18 protein-coding genes are annotated in these 20,804 nt (G+C 40.3%); 12 read left to right on the top strand and 6 right to left on the bottom strand.

Features of this window, described 5'->3' with window-relative positions; translation table 11 throughout:
* The first annotated feature begins 24 nt into the window (after positions 1 to 24).
* The gene (locus tag G4Y78_RS20785; RefSeq protein ID WP_163834824.1) at positions 25 to 1,098 is read left to right on the top strand and encodes a protein-glutamate methylesterase/protein-glutamine glutaminase; all 1,074 of its coding nucleotides are present in this window, start codon (positions 25 to 27) and stop codon (positions 1,096 to 1,098) included.
* A gap of 32 nt (positions 1,099 to 1,130) precedes the next feature.
* Here the strand turns inward: G4Y78_RS20785 and G4Y78_RS20780 are convergent, their stop codons facing one another.
* Entirely contained in the window at positions 1,131 to 1,448 is a 318-nt protein-coding gene (locus tag G4Y78_RS20780) for a hypothetical protein (protein WP_163834823.1), read from the bottom strand.
* A 39-nt stretch (positions 1,449 to 1,487) separates the two neighbouring features.
* Between G4Y78_RS20780 and thpR the strand changes: the two genes are divergently transcribed.
* Positions 1,488 to 2,093: an RNA 2',3'-cyclic phosphodiesterase gene (gene thpR / locus G4Y78_RS20775; RefSeq protein WP_163834822.1), complete on the top strand. Its 606-nt coding sequence runs from the start codon at positions 1,488 to 1,490 to the stop codon at positions 2,091 to 2,093.
* A 12-nt stretch (positions 2,094 to 2,105) separates the two neighbouring features.
* Here the strand turns inward: thpR and G4Y78_RS20770 are convergent, their stop codons facing one another.
* Together G4Y78_RS20770 and G4Y78_RS20765 are read right to left on the bottom strand one after the other, a co-directional pair.
* Positions 2,106 to 2,414: a hypothetical protein gene (locus G4Y78_RS20770; protein ID WP_163834821.1), complete on the bottom strand. Its 309-nt coding sequence runs from the start codon at positions 2,412 to 2,414 to the stop codon at positions 2,106 to 2,108.
* Between the two features lie 106 nt (positions 2,415 to 2,520).
* Positions 2,521 to 4,143 carry a methyl-accepting chemotaxis protein gene (locus tag G4Y78_RS20765; protein ID WP_163834820.1) on the bottom strand — a complete coding sequence of 541 codons (1,623 nt, stop codon included), beginning with the start codon at positions 4,141 to 4,143 and terminating at the stop codon, positions 2,521 to 2,523.
* A 616-nt stretch (positions 4,144 to 4,759) separates the two neighbouring features.
* Between G4Y78_RS20765 and alaE the strand changes: the two genes are divergently transcribed.
* The 6 genes from alaE (at position 4,760) to G4Y78_RS20735 (ending at position 12,959) form a co-directional block, all read left to right on the top strand.
* Complete coding sequence (gene alaE, locus G4Y78_RS20760) at positions 4,760 to 5,203, top strand: L-alanine exporter AlaE (protein ID WP_163834819.1); 444 nt, start codon at positions 4,760 to 4,762, stop codon at positions 5,201 to 5,203.
* Positions 5,204 to 6,077: 874 nt separating this feature from the next.
* Positions 6,078 to 7,811 (top strand): ABC transporter ATP-binding protein, encoded by a 1,734-nt coding sequence (locus G4Y78_RS20755; protein WP_163834818.1) that lies wholly within the window; start codon positions 6,078 to 6,080, stop codon positions 7,809 to 7,811.
* 212 nt (positions 7,812 to 8,023) lie between these two features.
* Entirely contained in the window at positions 8,024 to 9,577 is a 1,554-nt protein-coding gene (locus tag G4Y78_RS20750) for an ABC transporter substrate-binding protein (RefSeq protein ID WP_163834817.1), read from the top strand.
* A 95-nt stretch (positions 9,578 to 9,672) separates the two neighbouring features.
* On the top strand, positions 9,673 to 10,653 hold the full coding sequence (locus tag G4Y78_RS20745; RefSeq protein ID WP_163834816.1) for an ABC transporter permease: 981 nt from the start codon (positions 9,673 to 9,675) through the stop codon (positions 10,651 to 10,653).
* Positions 10,650 to 11,585, top strand: coding sequence for an ABC transporter permease (locus G4Y78_RS20740; RefSeq protein WP_163834815.1), 936 nt, complete (start codon positions 10,650 to 10,652; stop codon positions 11,583 to 11,585). Before G4Y78_RS20745 ends, G4Y78_RS20740 begins: the two co-directional genes overlap by 4 nt.
* Before the next feature lie 216 nt (positions 11,586 to 11,801).
* Positions 11,802 to 12,959 carry a coiled-coil domain-containing protein gene (locus G4Y78_RS20735; RefSeq protein WP_163834814.1) on the top strand — a complete coding sequence of 386 codons (1,158 nt, stop codon included), beginning with the start codon at positions 11,802 to 11,804 and terminating at the stop codon, positions 12,957 to 12,959.
* A gap of 68 nt (positions 12,960 to 13,027) precedes the next feature.
* Here the strand turns inward: G4Y78_RS20735 and ppnN are convergent, their stop codons facing one another.
* The gene (gene ppnN / locus G4Y78_RS20730) at positions 13,028 to 14,404 is read right to left on the bottom strand and encodes a nucleotide 5'-monophosphate nucleosidase PpnN (RefSeq protein WP_163834813.1); all 1,377 of its coding nucleotides are present in this window, start codon (positions 14,402 to 14,404) and stop codon (positions 13,028 to 13,030) included.
* 275 nt (positions 14,405 to 14,679) lie between these two features.
* Here ppnN and G4Y78_RS20725 point away from each other — a divergent pair, with 275 nt between their 5' ends.
* Positions 14,680 to 15,309 carry a riboflavin synthase subunit alpha gene (locus G4Y78_RS20725; RefSeq protein ID WP_163834812.1) on the top strand — a complete coding sequence of 210 codons (630 nt, stop codon included), beginning with the start codon at positions 14,680 to 14,682 and terminating at the stop codon, positions 15,307 to 15,309.
* A gap of 99 nt (positions 15,310 to 15,408) precedes the next feature.
* Here the strand turns inward: G4Y78_RS20725 and G4Y78_RS20720 are convergent, their stop codons facing one another.
* Both G4Y78_RS20720 and G4Y78_RS20715 read right to left on the bottom strand, forming a co-directional pair.
* Positions 15,409 to 16,293, bottom strand: a complete 885-nt coding sequence (locus tag G4Y78_RS20720) for a glycerophosphodiester phosphodiesterase (protein ID WP_163834811.1) — start codon at positions 16,291 to 16,293, stop codon at positions 15,409 to 15,411.
* A gap of 164 nt (positions 16,294 to 16,457) precedes the next feature.
* Positions 16,458 to 16,664 (bottom strand): YgdI/YgdR family lipoprotein, encoded by a 207-nt coding sequence (locus G4Y78_RS20715; protein ID WP_163834810.1) that lies wholly within the window; start codon positions 16,662 to 16,664, stop codon positions 16,458 to 16,460.
* Positions 16,665 to 17,332: 668 nt separating this feature from the next.
* Between G4Y78_RS20715 and G4Y78_RS20710 the strand changes: the two genes are divergently transcribed.
* From G4Y78_RS20710 to G4Y78_RS20700, 3 genes are read left to right on the top strand one after another with little or no spacing between them, the layout of a single operon-like run.
* Entirely contained in the window at positions 17,333 to 17,581 is a 249-nt protein-coding gene (locus G4Y78_RS20710; protein ID WP_163834809.1) for an OadG family protein, read from the top strand.
* Between the two features lie 43 nt (positions 17,582 to 17,624).
* A complete protein-coding gene (gene oadA, locus G4Y78_RS20705) occupies positions 17,625 to 19,421 on the top strand; it encodes a sodium-extruding oxaloacetate decarboxylase subunit alpha (protein WP_163834808.1) in 1,797 nt (598 codons plus the stop codon).
* A gap of 12 nt (positions 19,422 to 19,433) precedes the next feature.
* Entirely contained in the window at positions 19,434 to 20,774 is a 1,341-nt protein-coding gene (locus G4Y78_RS20700) for a sodium ion-translocating decarboxylase subunit beta (protein WP_163834807.1), read from the top strand.
* Positions 20,775 to 20,804 lie beyond the last annotated feature (30 nt).

Genomic DNA, 20,804 nt, shown 5'->3' with positions numbered 1-20,804 from the left:
TATATAGTAAATCTGGTAAAAATAATGAAACCTATAAAGGTGATTTGTGTTGATGACTCGCCATCAATGCGTCAATTTTTAAAAGCAGCTTTAGAGCAGGATAATAAAATTCAGGTGGTGGATCTTGCTTCAGACCCCTATGATGCAAGAGAAAAAATTAAGCATCATAATCCCGATGTCATTACGCTTGATGTAAAAATGCCCAAAATGGATGGTCTGACTTTTTTGGATAAAATTATGCAGTTAAGGCCGATGCCAGTGGTGATGGTTTCTTCACAAACGGTGAAAGGGGCAGATGATACTTTTACAGCTTTAGAAAAGGGTGCCTGTGATTATTTGGCAAAACCTTTTGATCCACAATTGCTTGATGAATTTGTTGAGTTACTCATAAGTAAAGTAAAAGCGGCCTCATTAATAAACCTAACAGCCTTAAATAAGAAGCGGGTACAAAAGAAGTCTACTCATAAAGCTCAAATGCGTAGCTATTTGGCTAGGCTGAAAGTACAAAGTCAAATCAAGCTAATTGCTATTGGAGCTTCAACGGGAGGGACTGAAGCGATAAAGCATATTATTATGTCAACGTCATTAAATGGGCCGCCAATTGTTATTACCCAGCACATGCCTCCGATTTTTAGTCGCTCATATGCAGAGCGTTTAGATAAGCTGTTACCTGTGCCTGTTAAGGAGGTTTCAGGCACCACTAAATTAGAGTTTGGTCATATTTATATAGCACCGGGAGATAAACATTTACTTGTCAAAAAAGTGGGCTCATCGCTTCAGGTGGTACTGGATAACTCTCCACCGGTTAATCGTCATAAGCCGTCTGTTGACAGTTTATTTTATTCTGCTGCGGAACAAATTGGTGGTAACTCGCTGGGTATTTTATTAACTGGGATGGGAGTTGATGGAGCAAAAGGGCTATTAGCTATTAAGGAATGTGGTGGGATAACCATTGCTCAAGATAAGGAAACAAGTGTTGTATGGGGCATGCCTGGCACTGCGGTGGGTATAGGGGCAGCAGTTATGACCCTAGGGCTGGATGATATCGCAAAAGAAATAACATCCTTGTACCAACCTTCATTGGTGGTGAATGCATAATCCTATTGTCAATCGCGATTAATCATCAACTCCTATTCCTGCTGCTTTAATAGTTGCTGAAACTGTTGTTTTTTTTCTTCTTGGGATAATTGGGGAATGGTATCAGTCGGTGGGTCACCCAAAGGGGTAGTATCCCAATTGCTACTTGGTTGTGGTAGGGGAGGCAAGCTTGCCAGGTAATCCTCCACAACGGCCAAAGCGTCTAATAAGCCTTGTTGTTGAGGGTGCTCATCATCCAATTCGGCTAGTTTGTTAAGAATATTTTGGGCAATTTGCTCTATACGTTCACGGGGCTCGTTGATGCCCTGAGTTTCAAGCCACTGCTTGGCAGATTTTGCGTTAGTTGTCATAGGGTATAATAAGCTCTTAGTAAACTTAAGTGAGAGCATATGGGAACTGCTAACCAGCCAGAGCATACCACAGATACAACTGACTCACAGCCGATACGGGTATTTATTGGTATACCAATTGCCACAGACTTGGCAGAAACTATTTTCCATTATTACCAGGGAGCTTTTTCTGAGGCCTTCATCAGTAAAAACCTTCGTTGGACCAAACTAGAGCACTTTCATATCACTTTAAAATTTATCGCTGCATTAGATTCTGGAGTGGTTGAGAGCTTGGCTAGTCATTTAACACAGTTAATAGCTGAACAAACCTGTTTTAGTTGCCAGCTGAAAGACCTTCATTGGTTTCCCAATAAAAATAGAGCTCGGTTATTAGCTTTATCAGTAAGTTCTAAAGGTATATTGCCTGCATTGGCGTTGAAGGTTGATCAGTTGTGTCAACAATGGCAGATACCTAAAGAAACCAGGCCATTTAGACCTCATTTAACATTAGCCCGCTTAAAAAAAACTATGCATACAAAAAAAGTATTACCTGTTGGACTTACCCAGTTATTTGAGGTAAATGAGGTGAAGTTGTTTCAGAGTACAGTGGATAACATGGGCTCTCACTATAAAGCACTAGCGACCTTTCCTTTAGCTCATGGCTAGTGGCTCAACTCGCTAGTAAGCCACTGCTCCTGCAGTGTAATCATCATCCAGATCAATGCTGTAGCGAACTTGATAATGCTCAAACTCTGGAATTAACTCATCATAAGAATATTTAAGGTACTTGGCGATGAGAATCGCTCGGTAAATCATTGCAAGTTGGTCATCAGATAGCTGTGAAGCTTGGTCTGTATTGTAAATGCAGCTTTCGATTAGCTGATGGCGCCATTGGGTGGGATTATCTTCGGTGGCTAGAATGTGATCAACTAAAGTGTAAACAAGCTTAATATGATTGCTTTTACTGTCGGCAAATAGTGACTTCATAATACTCAGCCTGGTCCATGGTAAAGGCATCACCCTTTTGGGTATATTTTAAGCATAATGTGAGTCTAGCTATCTTGCCAGTGAGTAACCGATGCAGAATTCAGTACTACACTCTAAACTGTTTCATTAGATTTTCCAGCTCAGCTGTTAGGCGAAACATTTCTTCGCAAGCATCAGCAGAGTCTTCGGCCATTTTAGTGGTATCTTCCGCCACATGATTTATAGCAACAACATTGCGATTAATTTCTTCAGAAACAGCGCTTTGCTCTTCTGCAGCACTGGCAATCTGTTCATTCATTTTGGTTAGGGTTTCGATGGAACCTGCAATAGACTCCAGCGACTTATTAGCCTCACAGGCTAGTTTTACAGTATCTTTTGCTTGATTGCAGCCTTGTGTCATAGCATTGACAGAGTTGTGAGAACCGGACTGTAAACGCTCTATCATTGAGTGGATTTCTTCTGTCGATTGTTGGGTTCGGTTTGCCAGATTGCGCACTTCATCAGCGACGACTGCAAACCCACGTCCTTGCTCACCGGCTCTGGCTGCTTCAATTGCAGCATTGAGTGCTAACAGGTTAGTTTGTTCGGCAATGCCTCTGATGACATCAAGCACACTGCCAATAGCATCGCTTTCTTGCTCCAATTTAACGATGACTGATGTTGAGTCTTCTATTTCCTGGGCTAGTTGGTTGATGCTGGTTTGGGTATTGTGAATTAAGCGAGTTCCTTCATTGGTTTCATGCTCTACTTCATTGGTGGCTTTCGCAGCCTGATTTGCATTTTGTGCAACATCCTGAATGGTTGCAGACATTTCCTGAATAGCAGTAGCAATCTGGTTGATATCTCCTTGTTGGAGGTTGACTCCATTGCAGGTATTTTTGGCAATGTCTAATACGGTGTGGCAACTGGATGAAAGTTTTTCTACTAGTTTGGAAACTTGTTTGACTAAGTCATGAATACGGCTGATAAACAAATTGAACTGTTGAGATACGGAGGCTAATTCATCGTGCCCTTGATCAGGCATACGCTTGGTTAAGTCACCTTCACCAGTGGCAAGATCTGTCATGATTGCTCTTAGCTGGCTAATCCGCCCATTAATGGCTAGGTAAATTAATGCAAGTGCGCCTATACAAAGTAATAAGGCAATAGCTGCACTGGTCACCATTACTTTGGTGGCTTGACTAATATGCTTGGTGACTTGCTGACTGGTTTCTCCTGTATGTTGATTAATGGTCTGACTTAATTGGTGAATAGCAGATAATGCTGGTTGGTCATTAATTTTAACGGAATTATCCAGTTCACTAATTGAGTAATTATTAAGAATAAAACTTTTAATTTGCTTAGCATTGTTAAAATATTGCTCAGCTGTTTCGGCAATAGTTTGCAGTGCAGTTTGTTCTATTGGGGTAAGATGTGGGAGTTGTTGATACTTTCTTATGCTGTCAGAAATATGCTGATAGTTTTGGGATATTTTTGTGTAGTATTTATCTGTTTTTCGCAAAACATAGTTTTTAAAATTATGGATGAGGCCCCCATAACCGAGGTTTTCCTGGATTGCTTCAAGTAGTTTACTTCTCTTGACGGCTTCTTGTTGGTATTTTCCCCAGCTTTGCTCAATAGGGATGATTGCTTGATAGGAGTAAAAGGATGAGCCAATCAAAATGAATGAAAGAATAATAAATAAACAGATGAATTTTTGTTGAACTGATAAGTGAGATAATAAGCCCATAGCTTCATCCTTGAAAAGTGATCAGTTGGTAACTGAAGACCCTCTTTATTATAGTTGGCAGAGCCACATCTGACATTTAGGGGAGTAATAGTTAATAATAACGATTAGAAATTACGCTCAACGGTTATCTAATCATGAGTCTCTTAATTCACAGGGATTCAACTTAGATTGCAAAGGTGTAATCCCTTTTCTTTACAGCTATCTGTTACAGTCCAGCTTCGGATTTTACTCATTGCAACCTTGTTTACATCTAGTTACTATTCGGCGGCTACCCTGACGGGTGGCTAATTGATCGTTTTTTATTTTTCAAGATACTTGCTGCAAATGTATTGTGCTTGGTTGGGTTAAAGCAAAGTGACCAGAGTTATTATCAAAAGTAGCCAACTACAATTTTTCTGTTCCCCTGAGAATACCGATCTCTTTGGGTATTCTTCCTTCTAACTAAAACTTAGCATTTTTCCAATGAGTTGATCTGTTGCGTTAACACCTTAGAAAAGGTGTGAATGGTTATGTGTGAACCAGGCTAAGGCAAGGTGCTGTTTAAGCCAGAAGCAACCATAGACAGATTGGCTTGTAAGTAAGACCTCATTGTTTAAAAAAGTCATTAGGGGTTGTCATGCGTTATTGGTTTTCGAAACGCTCATTGGCAGATACGTTTGCGTTTATCTCATTTGCATTTGTTACTGGGTTGTTTTTTGAAATTGTTGTAACAGGGCTTTCTGTGGAGCAGTCACTGCAATCCCGGTTGGTAAATATCCCAGTTAATATACTAATTGCTTCGCCTTATGGGTTATTTCGCGACTGGATATTTAAGCTATTTAATGCCATAAATGCCTCACAGCTGAAGCGCTCAGCAGTAGATACTTTGGCTTTTGTTTTATTTCATCCGGTTATTTATGGTTTAACTTTGGTGGCTGTGGGTGCAAATGTTGAACAAATAGTTACTGCTTGTAGTGTGTTGATTATTGCATCAATATTTATGGCAAGGCCCTACGGTATTTATTTACAGTTTTGTAGAAACCTGTTCAGAATTGAAGTAATACCTGGTACTGCATCCTAACAAAGGGTGTAGTTTGTTGAGTAACTCTCTTTCAAACAAGCGATTGCAGGCTAAACCCAGCAACAACTACTTATTTTCCCTCCAGTTATAGTTCACACCTAGGACATGCCTATCTAGTTGCTCTCCTGTAAATGGCTTCAAGTCTGTTTGATCAAACCAGCAGAGCTGGGCTCTATTGGTCAACCTTTGCATCTTGTGACTATTTAGTCTAGTTTTGTGCGCCTTTGCTCAGATGTTTGATTTGGGTTGACTATAAGATACTATTGGAAACAAAATGATAATATATGTAACTGAAAGTAAGTTATTGTTATTATCTATATTCCTATTAATTATAGATGGGATGATTTTAAGGGTTGATTATTTTAAGAAGTTATAAATAATAGAAATTGCTGATTATTTGATCAAAAGTCTTTGTTTGGTGCTTTCTAAATTAGCTGGATTTAAGCCAAAGTAAGTCGGGCGTCCACTGTGAAGGTAGAAATCGGGAAAGGTAAAAGAAAGAATTATATTTTTAAAGAAGGCTCCAAAGTAAAACTTAAGGTAAAAAAGAGAAGGGCCAAAGTAACATTTAGGGGTTAAAGTGGACTGTTACAAACAGTTAGGTATGAGCTTCAATTGATAGATGACATTTACAACAGGTAATGCATAAATAGGCGATATATCAGCCATAAAAATTCAGGTCTTAATTGCTTGATATATAGCAGTAACCACTGGAATAGAATACTAACAATAAAAAATGGTTATCTTATGAGTTTGTTTCTTAAAATACTTTATAGCGTTTAAATATTAAACAGAGATGAATGGTAGATAAAGGTTTTATGAATTACCTTATCGCTATGTTGTCGTTGCTTTGCCTATTGTGTAGGGGATATAAATGGCATTACTAGAAGTAAAAAATCTGAAAATTGAATTTCCTTCCCGCTTTGGTGTTGCAACGGCGGTACATGAGGCCAGTTTCTCAGTAGAGCCGGGTGAAGTTGTTGGTTTAGTTGGAGAGAGTGGTGCAGGTAAATCAACCATTGGTAATGCTATTATTGACTTATTAAGCCCACCGGGTCGAGTAGCAGGTGGTGAAGTGTTTTTAAAAGGAGAGAAAATATCACAACTGCCGGCAGATAAAATTCGAGAAATTCGCGGCCAACAAATTGGTTTTATCTTTCAAGATCCAATGACATCACTTAATCCTTTGTTGACTATTGAACAGCAAATGGTTGAGACCATATTGGCAAATAGTAGTATATCAAAGCAGCAAGCTCAGCAAAAAGCGCTAGAAATGCTACAACAGGTGGGTATTCCTGAACCGGAAATTAGAATTAAGCAATATCCTCATCAATTTTCTGGAGGGATGCGGCAGCGAGTTGTTATAGCTATTGCTTTATGTTCTGAGCCTAAATTGATTATTGCAGACGAACCAACAACGGCTCTGGATGTGTCCATTCAAGACCAAATACTGGAGCTGATAAAGTCGTTATGTAAACAACGTCAGGTGGGGTGTATTCTGGTTACCCACGATATGGGGGTTATTGCTAACGTAACTGATCGTGTAGCAGTTATGTACCGCGGTAAAATTGTAGAAATGGGGACGACTGAACAAATTCTAAGCAAACCGTCGCATCCTTATACAAAAAGCTTGATCAGTGCGGTTCCTCGCTCCGATGTAAAATTAGCGCGATTTCCACTAGTTGATTACATCGAAGCAGCAGAAGTTGCTTTTGAAAAAATTGATATCAGTAACCATTGGCTTGGTCAGGGAAATCATTTTGAAGCGACCGATGCAGACCATTTGTTAAAAGTTGATAAGGTTTGCTTAAAGTTTAAAACGCAATCGGCTTTATTAAAGAAAAACTGTAAGTATGTGCAAGCAGCTGATAATGTATCCTTTACGGTAAAAGCAGGGGAAACCTTTGGTCTAGTAGGGGAAAGCGGCAGTGGAAAGTCAACCATTGCACGAATAATTGCTGGACTTTACACACCTGACTCTGGTGTTATCGAATTTGCAGGAAGAGAGCTCACTGGCTTAACAGAAGCACAGCGAAGACCATTTCGTCGTGAATTGCAAATGGTTTTCCAAAACCCTTACTCTTCAATGAATCCCAGAATGTGCATAGCAGATATTATTGCAGAGCCTATTCGATTTCATAAACTGGCATCCTCCAACCAACAAATACAACAGATAGTCGGTGATTTGTTAGAGCACGTTGGCCTTGGTCGTAAAGCGGGTGTTAAGTATCCTCATGAGTTTTCAGGAGGGCAGCGACAAAGAATTTCGATTGCACGAGCATTGGCCACACGCCCGCGATTTTTAATCTGTGATGAACCCACCTCTGCATTGGACGTATCTGTACAGGCGCAAATTCTTAACTTGTTAAAAGATTTGCAGGATGAGTTGTCGCTGACGATGCTGTTTATCAGCCATGATTTACCAGTTATACGTCAAGTGTGTGATCGCATTGGAGTGATGCGCTATGGAAGTTTGGTGGAAGTGGCTGAAACAGAGCAGTTATTTACTAATCCACAACATGAATATACACAACAACTGCTAGATCTAATGCCAAAGTTAACCCAGTTATCCCGAGAAGGGTTGGAGATTGTGGAATCACGAGCTTAATGGTAAAAGTGGTTGGAGTGGTAATAGGTGAATCCTGAGTTACCACGTTACCCAACAAAGGTTTCAGACCAAACTTTTTGTAAAGGGTAAAACGCGATCATTTTGCTGTTAGTTAAAGAGTGGTTTGGGCCACTCTTATAATGCCTGAAGTGGCGATAAGCCAGGCTTGAAGGCAGCAATAATAATCAAATAGGAGATATTAGGGGTAAACTATGAAACGTGGAGTAACCTTACTGGCAAGTGTCGCCTTAGCTGCAACGATGAGTTTTGCGGCGGCGGCTAAGACACTTAAAATGGCCTATGATGCAGACCCAGTCTCACTTGACCCTCATGAGCAGCTTTCAGGTGGTACACTGCAGTTGTCGCATATGATTTTTGATCCATTGGTTCGTTGGAATAAAGACTTAAAAGTAGAAGGTCGTTTAGCTGAACGTTGGGAGCGGATAGACGATAAAACCGTACGCTTTTTCCTGCATAAAGGCGTTAAGTTTCACTCAGGGAATGAACTAACGGCACTGGATGTTAAATGGACCTTTAATCGTTTAAGAACCAGCCCAGACTTTAAAGCGATTTTTGCGCCTTTTGACGCGGTAAAAGTGGTTGACAAATATACTGTCGATTTGGTGACAGCCGAGCCTTATCCATTAACACTTAATGCTGCAACTTATATTTTCCCTATGGATAGTAAGTTCTATACAGGTTTTGATGGTAATAATAAGTCAAAAGATGCTTTGGTAAAACATGGTAATTCTTATGCGTCCACACATGCATCCGGCACAGGTGCATTTATTGTTGAGAAACGCGAGCAAGGAGTTCGGGTTGACTTCAAACGTTTTGATCAATATTGGGATAAAAAATCACCTGGTAATGTTAAGCAAATTGTATTAACACCAATTAAAGAAGCTCCAACTCGAGTTGCAGCATTGTTATCAGGAGATGTTGATTTTATCGCTCCAGTACCACCTACTGATTTAGATCGAATCAAAAAAGACCCTAAAGTAGATTTAGTGACTTTATCGGGTACTCGAATTATCACTTTTCAATTAAACCAACAAAGAGTGGAAGCTTTTAAAAATCCTAAGGTTAGGCAAGCCATTGTTTATGCTATCAATAATGAAGGTATTGCCAAAAAAATCATGAGAGGGTTTGCGACGACTGCTGCTCAGCAAAGTCCAAAAGGTTATTCTGGATTTAATCCAAACCTTAAACCTCGTTATGACTTGAAAAAAGCCAAGCAATTAATGAAGGAGGCAGGTCATGAAAAAGGATTTAGTGTAACAATGATGGCACCGAATAACCGCTATGTGAATGATGCTAAAATTGCTCAGGCTGTGGCAAGTATGCTAGCCAAAATAAATATTAAAGTAGACCTAAAAACAATGCCAAAAGCACAATACTGGGCAGAGTTTGATAAACGTGCTGCGGATATAATGATGATAGGCTGGCATTCAGATACAGAAGACTCGGCTAATTTCACTGAGTTTTTATTGATGTGTCCTGATAAGGAAACAGGTTTCGGTCAATATAATAGCGGCAACTATTGCAATCCAGCGGTTGACAAATTAGTGATTGCCAGTGGTAAGGAAACTAACTCAGAAAAACGGGCTGCAATGCTGCAAAAAGTTGAGCAAATGCTTTATGATGACGCAGCATTCGTACCTCTACATTGGCAGGATTTGGCTTGGGCGGCTAAGAAGAATGTTAAAATTGAGCCAATTTTGAATGTTATGAATTTCCCTTATCTGGGTGATCTAGTCATTGAATAATGATACCCCTCTAGTGCTGTGCCCTTTTTGATAGGGCCAGCACCAACTAGTAGCGCCTTGCTACTCGCTACTTACTTAAATAATGGTTTTAAAGCATGATTGCATTTTTAGCTAAGCGGCTATTGCAAGCGTTAGTAGTAATGCTTGTATTAAGTTTAATTGGGTTTGCTATTCAGGATAATTTAGGTGACCCATTAAGAGAAATGGTTGGCCAATCTGTTTCTGAACAGGAACGGGAAGCTTTAAAAGATAAGTTAGGCTTAAATGATCCCTTTTTAGAGCAATATTGGCGCTTTTTGAAAAAAGCGGTGAAAGGTGATTTGGGGACTTCCTATTTTTTTAAAGAGCCTGCACTTGAAGTAATTTTAAAGAAATTGCCAGCTACCTTGGAACTTGTATTTGGTGCTACTTTAATTATTGTTTTCTTATCAATCCCATTAGGTGTTTATGCCGCAATTAAGCCCAATAGTTTTTTTACAAAAGCAATTATGGGATTCAGTATTATTGGTATTTCAGTTCCTGTTTTCCTGACTGCTATTATGTTGGTTTATATATTTGCGATTGAATTAAATTGGATGCCTTCATTTGGTCGGGGTGAGGTTGTCCATATCATGGGTTATTGGGAAACAGGTTTTCTGACGTGGGATGGTTTATTACATTTGGTGTTGCCTAGTATTGCGTTAGCTAGCATTATGCTGCCTCTATTTATTCGTTTAATTCGCTCGGAAATGCTGGAAGTGTTGCATGCCGAATATGTACGGTTTGCCTGGGCTAAAGGATTAGCGAAATACCGTGTTTGGTTTATTCATGCCTTGAAAAATACTCTATTGCCAGTGGTTACTGTTGGTGGTGTGCAAATAGGCACCATGGTGGCATACACAATTCTTACCGAAACTGTTTTCCAATGGCCGGGAATGGGCTTTATGTTTTTGGAAGCTATTAATCGTGCCGATATCCCCTTAATTCAGGCTTATTTGATAGTTGTAGGGCTAATTTTTGTTATCACCAATACTATTGTTGACCTTATCTATGGGCTGATTGATCCTACAGTGAATGTAGCAGGAGGTAGTAAATGAGCACGTCAACATCAGCCTGGCAGCAATTTAAAAACTCTGATCTGCTTTACTATTTTAAAAAAGATAAAGTTGCAATTGGTTCCGCAATCATATTCTTTATAATGGTGCTTGCTGCTGTAATGGCACCATTAATTGCTCCCTTTAACCCTTATGATTTAGCAAGTATTGACGTCATGGACTCCACGTTACCACCTGTATGGCAGGAGGGTGAGGCCGATGAACGATTTTTGTTGGGTACAGATAACCAAGGGCGGGATATGTTGAGTACTATTTTATATGGTACTCGCACCTCACTAATTATTGGGCTCTTTGCCGTATTATTACAATCAGTGTTAGGCATTGCCATAGGGCTTGCAGCAGGTTACTACGGAGGTCGGTTAGAAAGTTTTCTAATGCGTTTGGCAGATGTGCAATTATCTTTTTCAACACTGATGGTTGCAATTGTAGTGTCCACTTTCTTTCAGGCCCAATTGGGTACAGAAACGTTTCATGAAGTAGCAATTTATTTGTTAGTACTTATTATTGGTATTTCTGAGTGGCCTCAGTTTGCTCGTACCATTCGGGCTTCGGTATTAGCTGAAAAAGAAAAAGAGTATGTTCAGGCCGCCCAAGTAATGGGTTTTGGTGGACTACGTATTATGGTGAGACATATTTTGCCTAACTGTTTACCGCCTATCTTTGTTATTGCCACTGTACAAGTAGCCAATGCTATTATGAGTGAAGCAGCGCTTTCATTCCTAGGGTTAGGAATGCCAGAAACGACTCCTTCGTTGGGCTCATTAATCCGTAGTGGTTTTGAATATTTATTAAGTGGCTCCTGGTGGATCACTGTTATTCCAGGCCTTGTGTTAGTAGTTTTAGTGCTAACAATTAATTTACTGGGTGATTGGCTCAGAGATGTATTAAATCCTAAGCTGTATAAAGAAATCTAACAGAAATATTTCTTAAGCTTATATTGAAGGCGCTACAGTTACTATACTGTGGCGCCTTTTTGTTTTTTTTATTACTTATTTTTTAAGCTTGCTTTTAGAGCATTACCAATTTTTTTTGGCTATAAATAATATTGAGGGAAGGCGTTTCCTTGTTTGAGAATAACGAGAGTGGGGAGTATATTTTATATATAGCACTAACTCTCGCAGGGAGGCTGAATGCAAAACTCAATATGGCTAGTGGCAGTGGCAAATTTTGCGTTATTGCTGATGATCTTGGTAATAGTGCTTGGTTGGCAGTTAGTTAAATTCAAAAGAATAGCGAGATTTCAAACTAAATCCTCTGAGAATAGTCAGCTTAATTATATTGAAGCTTGTATAAATGAAGCACAACATAGTTTAGATCGAGTGGGAGAAGTCAGCTTTAGTGACATATTGCAGCAACGAATTACCAAACGACATATTCTTGCCTTTCGAAAACAAGTCATGTTGGCAGAACAAAAGGGCTTTGCTGATATTGATCAAAATCAATCTATTTCAAGTAAAACAGAGGATTTAATCTTTCAAGCTTATAATCAGCTTTTATGTCAGCTACAAGAGAGTTTTAATACGATTGTTGATAAACAGCAATTTGGTTTTCATGATCATTTGATTAAGCAAGTAGAAACAACAACTCAACAAGAACGTTTTTATGGGCAAGTGGGTCTTGATGAAGTTGCTATTGCCCATTTGTCTCGTCAGGCAGTATTAGCATTGCGAAAAGCACTATTTTCATTAGAAGCTGGCTTGTTAAAAACAGAGTTTACCACAAGTCAGTTTTATGAAGAGCTTTTTAATCAGTATCGAGCCTTGTTTCAAAATGTTGCTCTACCTGAAAAGTTACTTGTTGCGGGTGAAAATGAGTATGGGAATAACTATACAAAGCTTGTAATAGAGCAATACAAAAAAGAACTACAGTGTTGTAATAAAAGGATGAAGCAGCAGGAGCAATTGCTTGCGCTGAATAAAACTGAAATTAATAATTGTATACAGAAAGGGCTTTCAGGTAATGATGCCAAGCAAATGGAAAGAGTAGCTGAATATAATGAATTATTAGAAGCCTCGCGATATCAGCTTGATAAGTTTAAAGAAGAGGTAAAAGAAAAGGATACCACAATTGTTCATTTGAAAATGAAAAGCAATCGATTGCAACAGAATACTGAGCATATTTTGAAAGATGCGTTACAGGATGATGTATCTATGAGAAAAATGCAACAAGATTTTTGTGATGAAATAACAAAGCTTAAACTGGAAATAGGTGAGCTCAGATCAGAAAAGAAAAATATAGAGCTCAAGCTAAAAGATAAAGATGCCTTGGCTGCTCGTTCTGCTCCTTAAATAAGCGGTAATCAATTAGCTCATTTGAGGAGCAAGTTGTAGTGAAAATTCTTTATAAAGCGTATATTTTAATTTTTCATGATTTTATAACAAGGTTCATAATGGCTGCCAGGCAGTTTCATGCGGTGTTGTTCAACAAAAGACTGCAGTAGCTGGTCGATGTCAGCCATTAATTCAGGGTCACCTGTTAATTCAAAAGGGCCATGTTCTTCTATAGCTTTAATACCTACTTCCTTAACATTGCCAGCAACAATACCTGACATTGCCCGTCTAAGGTTTGCTGCTAACATATAAGTTGGCTGGTCTTTAGTTAATTTTAGTGCGGCCATTTCTTGATGAGTTGGCTCAAAGGGAAGTTGAAACTCATGATCAATAGTGAGTAACCAATTAAAATGATAGGCGTCACCTGTTTGTTTACGAAATTTAGAAATTTCTTCAAGTCCTTGTTTCATTTCCTTAGCAACCGCAGGTGGATTTTCAATAATTATTTTATAACGACGCTGTGCTTTTGGGCCTAACGTTTTTCCAATAAAATTATCTATTTGTTTGAAATATTCTTTTGACTTGTCTGGACCTGTAAAAATTAGAGGAAATGGTATATGTTGGTTTTTAGGGTGCAGCAAAATACCTAAAATATATAGGATTTCTTCACAAGTGCCTGGCCCACCAGGAAATACGACAATCCCATGGCCAAACCGAACAAACGCTTCCAGACGCTTTTCTATGTCTGGCATAATGATGAGTTCGTTCACTATGGGATTAGGTGATTCAGCGGCAATAATCCCTGGCTCTGTTATGCCAATAAAACGGCTATCACTCGTGCGTTGTTTGGCATGACCAATTGTAGCTCCCTTCATAGGACCTTTCATTGCTCCTGGGCCACACCCGGTACAAATATGGTAACCTCTCAGGCCAAGCTGGTAACCTACACGTTTAGTATATTTATATTCGTAGTCAGAAATAGAGTGTCCTCCCCAGCATACGACGATGTTTGGCAGGACTTTAGGGACAAATGCTCTGGCATGACGGAGCATATGGAAAACCATATTACTAATATCGTCTGATTTATTAATGTCAAATTGATTGCCTGCAGTGACTTCATTCGCTACATAAAGAATGTCTCTTACCACTGAAAAAAGGTTTTGGCGAATACCTTTTATCAACTTACCATCAACAAACGCATCTGCGGGGGCGTTAATCAATTCCAGTTTAAGGCCTCGGTGTTCCTGAATAATGCGAATATCAAAGCTTTTATGTTGTTCAAGAATTTTGTAAGGGTTGTCAGAGTGTTCGTCACAGTTTAGTGCGGCTAAGGCGCATTGACGGAATAGTTTATAGAGTCCACCCAGGGTAGTATCTTGTAACTTGCTGACTTCACTGCTTGACAGCACATTCATCGTTCCTATTGGACTAACGATGGTCGAAATTAACTCTTCCTGCTTCATGTTATAACGTTACCTTTTGTTTACTGAGTTTCCTTTGATATAGCATAACAAGGACAGGGTTGGTTGTTTGATAAATTTGTTGGCTCTCTGGACTTTGTTGGGAGCAATTGACGGTATTGGGAGTGATAGGTGAGCATAGTTAAGATCGTGCTGTGGGAACGTTATTTGGACTGGAGCCAGACAGGTAGCTTGTGTTTTTTTATGCCGCTGGATATGGTGTTGGCTTGGTTAAGTGAAGATCGTTAGCAGTGCATGATATTTAAAGGAGTTGCTTTATGTTTACTGGAATAGTCGCTTGTACATTACCTGTTGCAAATATTGAAAAAAAACATCAGTTATATCGGTTTTCGTTTCAATTTCCTGAATCGTTATTAGTGGGCCTAACACTGGGAGCAAGTGTTGCCATTAATGGGGCTTGTTTGACTGTCACAGCAATAGAAGGTGATGTGGTCAGCTTTGACGCTATGATGGAAACCCTGCGGATCACCAACTTAGTGAATTTAAATGTAGGTGATCAGGTAAATCTTGAGCGTGCTGCACGGTTTGGCGATGAAATTGGTGGGCATCTCTTATCTGGGCATATCCATGCTATGGCGGAGGTCATTGCTACTGAATCACCAGAAAATAATAAAAAAGTGACCTTCAAAGTGCCAACTGAGTTGCAGGATTATTTATTTGAAAAAGGTTATGTAGCGCTAAATGGAGTTAGTCTGACTTTATCTGAATTAAATCAAGATAGTTTTAGTGTTTATTTTATCCCTGAAACTTTGCGGGTAACTACTTTTGGTCAGGTTGAAGTGGGTGATCAAGTCAATTTGGAAGTGGACAGTCAAACCCAGGCAGTTGTGGATACCGTCAAACGGATCAATGTGAAAAAACAATATACTGATAAGGCTAATCGGTGATGCATCCAACGTTGTATTCCTATCTATATACAGGATGCAACGAAGATAATAGAGTGAAGGGCACCTCTAAAAAAAGTAACTTTTTGAGATGCCCTTAAATTATTTACGCATCAAATTCAGTAATCGATCAGGGTAATCAGTGATAATCCCATCAGCCCCGTTTGCAATTAATGAGAGCATCATGTCTGGGTCGTTAATCGTCCACACTTGCACTTGCAACATGCGATCATGAGCTGCTCTAATGAATGACGGTGTAGCAACTTCGATCTTGCCATCTTGCTTGGGAATTTGTAGAGCACTGGCAGCAGGGCTAAGTAAGTCAGTTAGCCCTAGCCGCTCAGCAGCAAATAGTAGCTTGACCTCATTAGGGCTAGCAGAGGTAGCAATTTCCGGACACACTTGTCTAAAGCGTTTTAATACTTCAGGGTAGAAAGAGCCGATAATGATGTGATCTTCTTTTTTTGCCGCCTGAATTGCCTGGCAGACAGCTCGCTCGATTGCTGGTTGAGCCTGTTTTATTTCGACAATCATTTTTTGCGCTGGAAAGTTTTCAAGTACTTCCTGAAATGTCGGTATAACAATGTCTTTGCCACGAAAGGGAAAGCTCTTATTATCTTTGGTCCAGTTGAAGCCAGCGTCTAGTTTCTTTGCTTCTGCTAAGGTAAAGCTATTTATGGGGCCTTCACCATTGGTGGTACGATCAACATATTCATCGTGTAATACTACGAGCTGTCCGTCTTTGGTTTGACGGATATCAAGCTCCAGCATATCTACACCCAGCTTTACAGCTTTCTGAAAGGCATATAAGGTATTTTCAGGCCACAATCCTCTTCCGCCACGATGAGCAATCACAGCAGGTGTCGGTAAATCATCATAAACAGGGTAATGAGGGGCGGATTTGGCGGTAGCTTTTAGAACCCAATAGCCACCAATAGCTAAAATGGAAGTGCTTACTACGCCTAGCAGAATCGCTTTTTTTATCATTTAAAACATTCTCGTTTAATTATATTAGGCTATTTATTGCGGTACTCATGCGTCCTGATAGGAACAATATCATAACTCCCAGGCTTGACATATATGCTATCCCACCTAGTAACTAACAGACTGGAAGTACACTTGCTTTCAGTTATTAACCTGATGGTTTATGACTAAAGCTCACTGATACTTTTGACTTGGTCTTTGTTAATTGAACGGTTTTTTCCATTGACCCCTTCATATTCATAAAAGCCAGTGGAGCGATTATATTCTGGCTGATCCAGGGTTTCGATCTCGGAACCATCGATTAACAAAATCCGGTGAGGCGTGCTACAGCCTGCTATTACGGCCAAGGTACTTATAAGCAGCCACTTACTCATAAAGTTGCCCTCTCTTCTTACAAATAGTTATTTCACTTAGTTCTGTTAAGTTAGACAGCAGGAATCATTCAGAGTATGCAATGAGTAGAGTAGCAAGAGATCTTTAGGAACCTTAGCTTACTCTCTACTTTCATTAGTTGAACGGTATTGATCATCTATTTTGCTGATGAATAACCATAATTTTCTAGCTAAATGTATGGTGACACTTTTAAATCATCCCTATTTTTTCAACCACTCAGTAAGAGTCTTATTTATTATTTTTGTGAAGGGTTAACTAGGCAGAACCTGTCGGTCTTAATTAAGTGGTAATAATCAAGCATGTTATTTTAAGCGGTTAAAAAGTTGATTAGCAATAATAGCACGGGGTGGTATAGCCCTTGTTGGGTTTGCCTCTCTTTGGGAATCAAGGTACATTAACAACATTTGTCTGGGGGTAAAAGACATAGCGTTATATTTAGCCAAAGCGAAGGGTTGATCATCGTAAGGGTATAACGGCTATTAATATATACGGCGATACTAGTATAGACAGGACATATCATAACAGCGTGATAATAATAGCGTGTCTATAGCCAACAAAAGGTGTGCTGAAAAAGGCACATAAAAAATAAAGTTGCCCCAAATAACGACTAGTTTGCCAATAAAAACTGATAACCATAAGGAAACGCATAATGTCCGAGTTGCTTAATGAAGGGCTGAATTTAATGCTGTTTGGCATGGGCTTTGTGTTTGTATTTTTGACGTTACTTATTTTTGCTACTGCTTTGATGTCTCGTTTGATATCGAAGTTTGGTGAAGAGGAAGTGATTCCTGTTTCTCAAGCCGCTCCTAGTTCAACTGTGGCAGATAAACAACAAGATGAACAGCTTGTTGCGGTGATTAGTGCTGCCATAAAACAATATCGTAGCCGTCACCGTTAGTATTTAAGGATTTTTAATTAGCAAGCGAAAAGGCCAAAATGCCATGACTGAGAACAAAAAACCATTAGGTATTACCGATGTAGTGTTGCGAGATGCACATCAGTCTTTATTTGCCACCCGGCTGCGGTTGGATGATATGTTGCCAATTGCAGAGAAGCTCGACAAAGTGGGCTTTTGGTCGGTTGAATCGTGGGGGGGAGCAACTTTTGATGCTTGTATTCGATTTTTAGGGGAAGACCCTTGGGAGCGAATTAGACAGCTAAAAAAAGCCATGCCAAATACTCAGCAGCAAATGTTGTTGCGGGGACAAAACCTATTAGGTTATCGCCATTATGCTGATGATGTTGTAGAACGTTTTGTTGAACGCGCAGCTTATAACGGGGTTGATGTGTTTCGGGTCTTTGATGCAATGAACGACCCACGCAATTTAGCTACAGCGCTCAAAGCAGTAAAAAAACAGGGCAAACATGCACAAGGAACAATTTCTTATACAACAAGCCCTGTGCATACCATTGATATGTGGGTGGACTTGGCGAAACAGATAGAAGATATGGGGGCCGACTCTGTTGCTATTAAAGATATGGCAGGGATTCTTACGCCTTATGATGGCTATGAGCTAGTAAGTCGATTGAAGAAGAGCTTGTCAATTCCAGTACATATGCAGTGCCATGCGACGGCGGGTTTGTCTTCAATGACAGCGCTCAAAGCAATTGAGGCCGGAATAGATAATATAGATACCGCAATTTCTTCAATGAGTATGACTTATGGGCATTCTCCAACTGAGTCGATAGTTGCTGCTTTACAAGGCACTAAACGTGAAACAGGTTTAGACCTGCGCTTACTTGAGGAAATCGCTGCCTATTTCCGCGTTGTTAGGAAGAAATACGCCAAGTTTGAAGGAGCACTTCGCGGTGTTGATTCACGCATTTTGATCGCGCAAGTGCCTGGTGGCATGCTAACTAACATGGAAAACCAGTTAAAAGAGCAGGGTGCTCAGGATAAATTTGATGAAGTGTTAAAAGAAATTCCTGCGGTCAGAGAAGACTTGGGATATATCCCCTTAGTGACGCCAACCTCACAAATTGTGGGCACTCAAGCAGTACTTAATGTGCTGACCGGGGAGCGTTATAAGTCTATTTCCAAAGAAACGGCAGCTATCTTAAAAGGCGAATACGGAGCAGCACCGGCTGGATTTAATAAAGAGCTGCAACAAAAAGTGTTGGAGGGGGACGAACCCATCACCTGTCGTCCAGCGGATTTGCTCAAGCCTGAAGTAGAAAAGTTGACCCAAGAGTTAACCCAGCTGGCCAAAGAAAAAAGCTTTTCACTGGCAAAAGATAGCGTTGATGACGTCTTAACTTACGCGTTGTTTCCGCAGGTGGGACTTAAATTTTTACAAAATCGCGGCAATCCTGATGCCTTCGAGCCTGCTCCAACTGGACAAGAAGTGTCAGCAACGAAAGCTTCGCCTAAGCTAGCTGCTGCACCAGGTGGGATCGAAGTGTATACCGTTAAAGTGAACGGTCAGGCCTATGTGGTTGAAGTATCTGAGGGAGGAGAAGTCGCAGCTATTGCGCCAACTACACCAACAGTCCCTGTAGCCCCTACCACAGCTGGATCAGATGATGGTGAACCATTGTTAGCACCTTTGGCTGGGAATATTTGGAAAGTTCATGTTACACCGGGGCAATCAGTTCAAGAAGGTGACGTGCTGATTATTTTAGAAGCAATGAAAATGGAAACTGAAATACGTGCGCCAAGTGCAGGTAAGGTCACCGCTGTCATGGTTAAAGATGGTGATGCTGTAGCTGTGGGTGATGTATTACTCAAGCTGTCGTAAGGGTGTAGCTGAATGGATAAACTTCTTCTTCTATGGCAGGGCTCAGGGTTGGCGAATCTTGGGTTTGGCCAATTTGCCATGATTGTTATCGGATTCGTATTGCTGTTTTTAGCAATACGAAAAAACTTTGAGCCTTTGTTATTAGTGCCTATTGGATTTGGCGGTATTCTAGCGAATATTCCAGAAGCGGGTTTGGCCTATTCTGCTGTCGAGCAGGCGCTTCACCAAGCAACCAATATGATGGCAAATGGCGCCAAGCAGGTAGAGGCGCTGGTTATTGTCAATAAAATTGCGGCTGCATTAGAGCAGTCTGGGTTAACTGATCCAGAAATGGTTTTAAAAGCTTATTATAATGCAGCACCTACCTTACAGTCGGCTGCAGCAGGTATTGCTAGTAATTTAGGCTATAACAATGGTGTTTTATACCAGTTTTACTCAGTGGGCATTGCCAGTGGTGTCTTTCCTCTAGTCATTTTTATGGGGGTAGGGGCGATGACGGATTTTGGACCGTTACTGGCTAACCCTAAAACCTTATTTTTAGGTGCCGCAGCCCAGTTTGGTATTTTTGCCACCATAATGGGGGCGTTAGGATTGACGCATCTCGGCTGGATGGACTTCTCGCTGGCAGATGCAGCTGCCATTGGTATTATTGGAGGAGCTGATGGACCAACGGCAATTTATGTTTCCAGTATTTTGGCACCTCATTTATTAGGTGCTATTGCTGTAGCAGCTTACTCTTATATGGCACTAGTACCGCTGATACAACCACCGATCATGCGTGCGTTAACCTCCAAGCATGAGCGTGAAATAAAAATGGTGCAGTTACGCCATGTTTCCAAGCGCGAAAAAATAATCTTCCCATTAGTGCTATTGGTATTGGTTGCATTGTTATTACCAGATGCAGCACCACTACTCGGGATGTTTTGTTTTGGTAACTTGATGCGTGAGTGTGGTGTAGTTGATCGATTAAGTGATACGGCACAAAATGCCCTAATTAATACCGTTACCATATTTTTAGGCTTGTCAGTTGGCTCTAAATTAGTTGCCGACAAGTTTTTACAAGCAGAAACTTTAGGTATTTTAGGTTTGGGGGTTGTTGCCTTTTGTATTGGTACGGCTGCAGGGGTATTGATGGCGAAATTAATGAATAAATTATCAAAAACGCCAATTAATCCACTTATTGGTTCCGCAGGTGTGTCGGCAGTACCAATGGCTGCGCGGGTTTCTAATAAGCTTGGCTTGGAAGCAAACCCCCAAAACTTTTTGTTAATGCATGCAATGGGGCCTAATGTGGCGGGTGTTATTGGCTCTGCAGTTGCTGCGGGGGTCATGATTAAATATGTTTCTGGCTAAGCCTTAAATAATTAATCGCCACTTAAAAAT

The sequence above is a fragment of the Spartinivicinus ruber genome (assembly GCF_011009015.1).
In the GTDB taxonomy this organism is placed as follows: domain Bacteria; phylum Pseudomonadota; class Gammaproteobacteria; order Pseudomonadales; family Zooshikellaceae; genus Spartinivicinus; species Spartinivicinus ruber.
The sequence above is the reverse complement of the archived record's forward strand: the minus strand, read 5'-3'. Positions and strand labels throughout refer to the sequence as shown.

What these genes read in the sequence shown, in the direction of transcription:
- G4Y78_RS20770 (WP_163834821.1), bottom strand. Translation starts at nt 2,414, where the DNA reads ATGAAGTCACTATTTGCCGACAGTAAAAGCAATCATATTAAGCTTGTT.
- G4Y78_RS20750 (WP_163834817.1), top strand. Translation starts at nt 8,024, where the DNA reads ATGAAACGTGGAGTAACCTTACTGGCAAGTGTCGCCTTAGCTGCAACG.
- G4Y78_RS20765 (WP_163834820.1), bottom strand. Translation starts at nt 4,143, where the DNA reads ATGGGCTTATTATCTCACTTATCAGTTCAACAAAAATTCATCTGTTTA.
- G4Y78_RS20725 (WP_163834812.1), top strand. Translation starts at nt 14,680, where the DNA reads ATGTTTACTGGAATAGTCGCTTGTACATTACCTGTTGCAAATATTGAA.
- G4Y78_RS20710 (WP_163834809.1), top strand. Translation starts at nt 17,333, where the DNA reads ATGTCCGAGTTGCTTAATGAAGGGCTGAATTTAATGCTGTTTGGCATG.
- G4Y78_RS20700 (WP_163834807.1), top strand. Translation starts at nt 19,434, where the DNA reads ATGGATAAACTTCTTCTTCTATGGCAGGGCTCAGGGTTGGCGAATCTT.
- oadA (WP_163834808.1), top strand. Translation starts at nt 17,625, where the DNA reads ATGACTGAGAACAAAAAACCATTAGGTATTACCGATGTAGTGTTGCGA.
- ppnN (WP_163834813.1), bottom strand. Translation starts at nt 14,404, where the DNA reads ATGAAGCAGGAAGAGTTAATTTCGACCATCGTTAGTCCAATAGGAACG.
- G4Y78_RS20745 (WP_163834816.1), top strand. Translation starts at nt 9,673, where the DNA reads ATGATTGCATTTTTAGCTAAGCGGCTATTGCAAGCGTTAGTAGTAATG.
- G4Y78_RS20735 (WP_163834814.1), top strand. Translation starts at nt 11,802, where the DNA reads ATGCAAAACTCAATATGGCTAGTGGCAGTGGCAAATTTTGCGTTATTG.
- alaE (WP_163834819.1), top strand. Translation starts at nt 4,760, where the DNA reads ATGCGTTATTGGTTTTCGAAACGCTCATTGGCAGATACGTTTGCGTTT.
- thpR (WP_163834822.1), top strand. Translation starts at nt 1,488, where the DNA reads ATGGGAACTGCTAACCAGCCAGAGCATACCACAGATACAACTGACTCA.
- G4Y78_RS20755 (WP_163834818.1), top strand. Translation starts at nt 6,078, where the DNA reads ATGGCATTACTAGAAGTAAAAAATCTGAAAATTGAATTTCCTTCCCGC.
- G4Y78_RS20740 (WP_163834815.1), top strand. Translation starts at nt 10,650, where the DNA reads ATGAGCACGTCAACATCAGCCTGGCAGCAATTTAAAAACTCTGATCTG.
- G4Y78_RS20715 (WP_163834810.1), bottom strand. Translation starts at nt 16,664, where the DNA reads ATGAGTAAGTGGCTGCTTATAAGTACCTTGGCCGTAATAGCAGGCTGT.
- G4Y78_RS20780 (WP_163834823.1), bottom strand. Translation starts at nt 1,448, where the DNA reads ATGACAACTAACGCAAAATCTGCCAAGCAGTGGCTTGAAACTCAGGGC.
- G4Y78_RS20720 (WP_163834811.1), bottom strand. Translation starts at nt 16,293, where the DNA reads ATGATAAAAAAAGCGATTCTGCTAGGCGTAGTAAGCACTTCCATTTTA.
- G4Y78_RS20785 (WP_163834824.1), top strand. Translation starts at nt 25, where the DNA reads ATGAAACCTATAAAGGTGATTTGTGTTGATGACTCGCCATCAATGCGT.